Genomic DNA, 5,804 nt, shown 5'->3' with positions numbered 1-5,804 from the left:
CCGGCCCAGATCTCCCGCGACGCGCAGCGCGCCTATGAAACCACGCGCGACAAACTGGTGCAGATCCGCACCCTGCTGCGCAWCTCCAACACCCAGGCCAGTGTGGGCTCGGGCTTTTTTGTGTCTGCGAACGGGCTCATCATCACCAATTTCCATGTGGCCAGCCAGCTGGCGCTGGAGCCCGAGCGCTACCGCGGCGTCTACGTGCCGGTGGACGGCAAGGAAGCCGAGGTCGAACTGCTGGCCTTCGACGTCCGCAACGACCTGGCGCTGCTGCGCGTGAAAACGCCGGCAACAGGAATGCCGCAGCTGGCTTTTCGCGGGGCGGACCGGCCCCTGGCGCGCGGCGAACGCATTTATTCACTGGGCAATCCACTGGACATCGGGTTTGCCGTCACCGAGGGCACCTACAACGGCCTCGTGCAGCGCAGCTTTTACCCACGCATCTTTTTCGGCGGCGCGCTCAACCCCGGCATGAGCGGCGGCCCCGCGCTGGACGATGCCGGCCAGGTGGTCGGTATCAACGTATCCAAGCGGCTGGACGGCGACCTGCTGAGTTTTCTGATCCCCGCTGAATTCGCCCAGGCACTGCTGGCAAAGGCCGCTTCGGCCAAGCCCATCACCAAACCGGCACATGCCGAGGTGGCGCGCCAGCTGGGCGAGCACCAGGCGTTGCTGACGCAAAAATTCACCGCGGTGCCGCTCACGGCGCAAAAACACGGCGGCTACAGCGTGCCCGTGCCCGAAGATTCCCTGGCCCGATGCTGGGGCCGCGGACGCGAGCCCGACTTCAAGGCCTTTGACCTGGAGCGTACCGATTGCCAGATTGACAGCCACGTGTTTGCGGGCGATTTCAACACCGGCTACATCCGTCTGCGCTATGAAGCCTACAACGCGCCCAAGCTGGGCCCCTTGCGTTTCGCCGTCATGTACTCCCAAAGCTTCGGCAATGAGTACTTCTCTACCCGGGGTTCACGCAAGGCCACGGCGGCCGAGTGCTCCGAACGCTTCGTCGAAACGGGCGGCATGCCCATGCGCGCCGTGGTGTGCATGAGTGCCTACCGCAAGCTGCCGGGCCTCTACGATGTGTCGGTGCTGACCATGTCCGTCAACCAGTCCACACGCGGTGTGCAGGGACGCATGGATGCGCAGGGTGTGAGTTTTGACAACGGCCTCAAGCTGGTGGCGCATTACCTGGGCGGTTTTAAATGGGAGGCCGCACCATGAGCGCCGGCAATCTCGCCCTGCTGCAGGCCACCGACCGCAATGGCGCGCTGGTGGGCCGCCTTGACGTGCGGCACTGGCCCGTTACCGTGGGCCGCGCACTCACCGCCGACCTGGTATTGGATGACGGCCATGTGGCCGCTGAACACTTGCGCATAGACCGCACGCCGGAAGGCGAAGTGATGGTGCAGGTGCTGGACACGGTCAATGGTGTCGCGCTGAACCGGACGCTGCATGGCCAGGGCACGCAGTTCAGCTGGCCTGCCGGCGAGGCCCTGACCCTGGGCCGGCTGAAGCTGGGGCTGCGCCTGGCGGAGGCGCCGGTGGCCGCTGAAGAGCGGCTGCCGCACTTTCCGTGGCGCACGACCGGCTGGACTTTGCTGGCATTAACCGCCATGCTGGCGCTCGTGGTGGGGCAGTCGTGGCTGACCCTTACCGAGCCATCCCAGCTGGCGCGGCAATTGCCCGGCCTGATGGCGATGGTGGCCATGGCGATCACCGTGTGGGCGGGCCTGTGGGCCCTGGCCACCAAGCTATTTACCGGCCACCTGCAGTTCTGGCGCCATGTCCGTATTGCCTGCACCAGTTCGGTGGCGATACAGCTGGTAGCCACGCTGGCTGGCCTGCTGGCTTTCATGTTCTCGCTAGAAAGCCTTGCGCGCTTTGAGACGCCGCTGCTGCTATTGGGGGCGGCTGCGGCCATCTATGTGCACCTGACCGTCATCGTGCCGCAGCGCCGCCGCGGACTGGCGGGGCTGGTGGCCGGCGTGGCCGTGCTGGGCATTGTGGCCATGCTGGGCACCAACTGGCTGCAGAACAAGCGCCTGTCCAACAAGCTCTACATGTCCACCCTCTACCCGCCATCCCTGCGCATGGCGCCGGCTGTGCCCCTGGCGCAGTTCCTCGGGGAAGCCGGCACCATCCGCCAGCGCCTCGACGAACGCCTGAAAGACCGTGAGCCGGATGCAGATACGCCCGAAGACCCGGACGCGGATTAATATTTCCTGAAATCAGTCCTTGACCGGTTCGCGCATCGTCACGAATTCCTCGGCGACGGTCGGGTGGATGCCGATGGTGCTGTCAAATATTGCCTTGGTCGCACCGGCCTTCATGGCCACGGCAAAACCCTGCACGATTTCGCCGGCGTCCGGCCCCACCATATGCAGGCCGACCACGCGGTCGGTAGCGTCTTCGACCAGCAGCTTCATGAGCGTGCGTTCGGTGCTGCCGCTCAGCGTGTGCTTGAGGGCCTTGAAGTCGGCGCGGAACACTGTGACTTTGCCGAACTTCGCGCGCGCATCGGCCTCTGAATAGCCGACCGTGCCGATGTTGGGATGGGTGAAGACGGCGGTCGGCACAAATTCATAACTCATGCTGCGCGGTTTCTTGCCGGCGGCGGGGCCGAAGAGCTGGTCCACCACCACCATGGCTTCGCCCAGGGCTACCGGTGTCAGCTGCATGCGCGCCGTCACGTCGCCCAACGCATAGATGGACGGCACCGAGGTCTGGTAGTGCGCATTGACCTGGATCGCACCGGCTGCGTTGACGGCCACACCGGCGGCTTCAAGCCCGATGCCGTTCGCATTGGGAATCCGGCCCGTGGCGTAGAGCACGGTGTCCACCTCCAGGCTTGCGCCGTCCTTGAGCGTCACCTGCAGGCCTGTGGCGGTTTTGGCGATGGCCGCGATCTCTGCGCCCAGCTGCAGGGTGATGCCGGTCTTGCTCATCTCGGCGGCAATGAAGCGCCGCACGTCATCGTCAAAACCGGTCAGCAGCATGTCGCGGCGATGGACCTGGGTGACCTGTGAACCCAGTCCGTTGAAGATCGAGGCGAATTCGCAGGCTATGTAGCCGCCGCCCACCACCAGCAGGCGCTTCGGGAAGGGATTGAGGTCAAACATGTGGTCCGAGGTCACCACATGCTCGCGTCCCGGCACGGCAGGCACTGTGGCGGTACCACCTGTGGAGATCAGGATGCTTTTGGCCGTGAATTTTTTGTCGTCGACCTCGACGGTGTGCTCGTCAAGCAGCCGCGCCCAGCCGGTGATGATCTGCACGCCAGCGCTTTCAAGCAGCTGCACATAAATGCCGTTGAGCCGCGAAATCTCGCGGGCACGGTTGGCCTTGAGCGTGTCCCAGTCAAACACCGGCGCCTCGCCGACCCAGCCGAAGCCGCGCGACTCTTCAAAGCTGTCGCCGTAGTGGGCCGCATAGCTGTAGAGCTTTTTGGGAATGCAGCCCACGTTCACGCAGGTGCCGCCCATCGCAGCGAATTCGGCCAGTCCCACACGGGCGCCGCGCTGGGCCGACATGCGCGCGGCGCGCACACCGCCGCTGCCGCCGCCGATCACGAAAAGGTCAAAATCAAAAGTCTGCATTCGCTGTCCTTGTTCTGGTGTCTGCTGACGTTGTTTTTCGGGTGCCTTGATGCCGGCTCTCAAGACTGGAATTCCCGGAGCTCTTTTTTCATCCACTCAATGAACACCCGCGTGCGCATGGGCAGCAGCCGGGCGTGCGGGTAAACAATGTTGATGGGCCGGGGCGGCGGCTCGAAACCCTCCAGCACGGTGCGCAATTGTTTGGTCTTTAAAAACGGCGCCACCTGGTAAGACAAGAACGAACCGAATCCCGCACCCGCCGCGCAGGCCGCCACGGCCGGCGCGATCTGGTTGAACTCCAGATTACCACTGACGGCAAGCCGAAGCGGTCGGCCCTGGTCTATGAACGGGCCCCATGTGGGGGAATGGTCTGTCAGTCGCACGCAGTTGGCCTTGAGCAGGTCCTTGGGGTGTTTTGGTACGCCGTGGCGGCGAACCCAGGCGGGGCTGGCCACCACCAGGCGGCGGATGGTGCCCACCTTCTGCGCCACCAGGCTGGAGTCTTCAGGCTCGCCGATGCGAATGCCGACGTCGATGCCTTCTTCGAGCAGATTCACCACGCGGTCCAGCAGCACCATGGAGCAGCGCATCTTCTCGTGCTGCTGCACAAAGCGCGTGACGGCGGGCGCCACATGCATCTGGCCGAACAGCATGGGTGCGGTAATGGTCAGGTGGCCCGCGGGTTCCGCCGCGTCGGCGGTCAGCGCCGCTTCTGCATCCGCGAGTGTGGCCAGCAGCTGGCGGCAGCTTTCGAGGTGGCGCCGGCCTTCCTCGGTCAGTGAGATGCGCCGGGTGGTGCGGTTGAAAAGGCGCACACCCAGCTGGGCCTCGAAGCCGGCCAGCGTACGCACCATCGCCGGCAACGAGGACTCCATGACCTGGGCCGCGGCCGTAAGGCTGCCTTGTTCGGCAATGTGAATAAAGGCCTGCATGGCCCGGAGTTTGTCCATGGCGACATGCTACGCCTGTTGCGGGGATTCATCCACTAAGTGGATTAGTTAAATGTCTTGAGAGTCATTTATTAAAAATAACGGATCAAACAGAATCCACTCCCGAGAGCAAGATTTTTCAACCCGCCGAAAGCCCGTCATGAGCACACCCGCCGCCAAAGCCCCGCCCGCACAACCCATTCGCCTGTACCGCGTCGCCATCTCCGGCCATTCGCACCGGGTGGAACTGTTTCTCTCGCTGCTGGGCCTGCCCTTCGAGCGCATCGAGATCGACCTGGCCACCAAAGGGCACAAGACGCCGGACTTCCTGGCCATGAACGCCTTCGGCCAGGTGCCGGTGATCCAGGACGGTGAAGTCACGCTGGCCGATTCCAACGCCATCCTGGTGTACCTCAACGCACGCTACGCGCCGGATGCCGAGCAATGGCTGCCGCGCGACCCGTTGGCTGCTGCGGCGGTGCAGCGCTGGTTGTCGGTCGCTGCGGGGCAGCTCGCCTCCGGCCCGGCTGCCGCGCGCGTCATCCAGCTGTTCAAGCGGCCGGAAAACCCGGAAGCCATTGAGCGTGCACATGCCCTGTTCGCGGTGATGGAGCAGCAACTGGGCCAGTCGGCTTTTCTCGCGGGCAGCACCCCCACACTGGCCGACATCGCCAACTACAGTTACTCGGCCCATGCGCCGGAGGGCAAGGTCTCGCTGGAAGCCTACCCGCGCATACGCGCCTGGCTGGCCCGCATTGAGGCCTTGCCGCGCTTTGTGCCCATGGTCAGGAGCCCGATAGGGCTGGCCGCATGAGCACCGCCACTTTCCACGAGGGCGAGCGCGCCGCGCAAGCGCGCGTGGGCGCGGCCGTGCGTACACGCATGGCGGAAATCGGCCCGCGTGTGATCCGCGACTTCATGCCCGACCAGCACCGCGAGTTTTTTGAGCAGTTGCCTTTTGTGGTCGCCGGCACGGTGGACGCGAGCGGCCAGCCCTGGGCCTCGGTGCTGGCCCAGCCGCCGGGTTTTATCCACTCGCCCGATGCGCATCATCTGGTGCTGCGCGCCCAGCCGCTCGCAGGTGATCCCTTGCAAGGCACGCTGGCAGATGGCGCCGCGATAGGTCTGCTGGGCATAGAGCCGCACACGCGCAGGCGCAACCGCATGAACGGCATCGTTCGCGGCGTGAGTGCCTCGGGCTTCGCTGTGGAGCTGAGYCAGAGTTTCGGCAACTGCCCCAAATACATCCAGGCGCGCGAGCCGGTGTATATGG

At 64.6% G+C, this 5,804-nt stretch carries 6 protein-coding genes; 4 read left to right on the top strand and 2 right to left on the bottom strand.

The features are described from left to right. Together AC1D1P_RS12570 and AC1D1P_RS12565 are read left to right on the top strand one after the other, a co-directional pair. A partial coding sequence (locus AC1D1P_RS12570) for a S1 family peptidase (RefSeq protein WP_477673208.1) occupies positions 1-1,227 on the top strand: 1,227 nt, incomplete at its 5' end. Then, a complete protein-coding gene (locus AC1D1P_RS12565) occupies positions 1,224-2,222 on the top strand; it encodes an FHA domain-containing protein (protein ID WP_477668608.1) in 999 nt (332 codons plus the stop codon). The genes AC1D1P_RS12570 and AC1D1P_RS12565, both read left to right, overlap by 4 nt. A 12-nt stretch (positions 2,223-2,234) precedes the next feature. On the opposite strand, the gene gorA is transcribed toward AC1D1P_RS12565, so the two are convergent. Next, on the bottom strand, positions 2,235-3,602 hold the full coding sequence (gene gorA, locus AC1D1P_RS12560) for a glutathione-disulfide reductase (RefSeq protein ID WP_477668607.1): 1,368 nt from the start codon (positions 3,600-3,602) through the stop codon (positions 2,235-2,237). A 59-nt stretch (positions 3,603-3,661) separates the two neighbouring features. Then, positions 3,662-4,552, bottom strand: a complete 891-nt coding sequence (locus AC1D1P_RS12555) for a LysR family transcriptional regulator (protein WP_477668606.1) — start codon at positions 4,550-4,552, stop codon at positions 3,662-3,664. A gap of 139 nt (positions 4,553-4,691) precedes the next feature. On the opposite strand from AC1D1P_RS12555, the gene AC1D1P_RS12550 reads away from it, so the two are divergent. Beyond that, positions 4,692-5,345, top strand: a complete 654-nt coding sequence (locus AC1D1P_RS12550; protein ID WP_477673207.1) for a glutathione S-transferase family protein — start codon at positions 4,692-4,694, stop codon at positions 5,343-5,345. Further along, positions 5,342-5,804, top strand: a 463-nt coding sequence (locus AC1D1P_RS12545; RefSeq protein ID WP_477673206.1) for a pyridoxamine 5'-phosphate oxidase family protein, incomplete at its 3' end; no start/stop codon positions are given. The genes AC1D1P_RS12550 and AC1D1P_RS12545, both read left to right, overlap by 4 nt.

This window comes from Polaromonas sp. P1_E1_2, from assembly GCF_056406035.1.
This window is presented reverse-complemented; position numbering and strand designations above follow the sequence as displayed.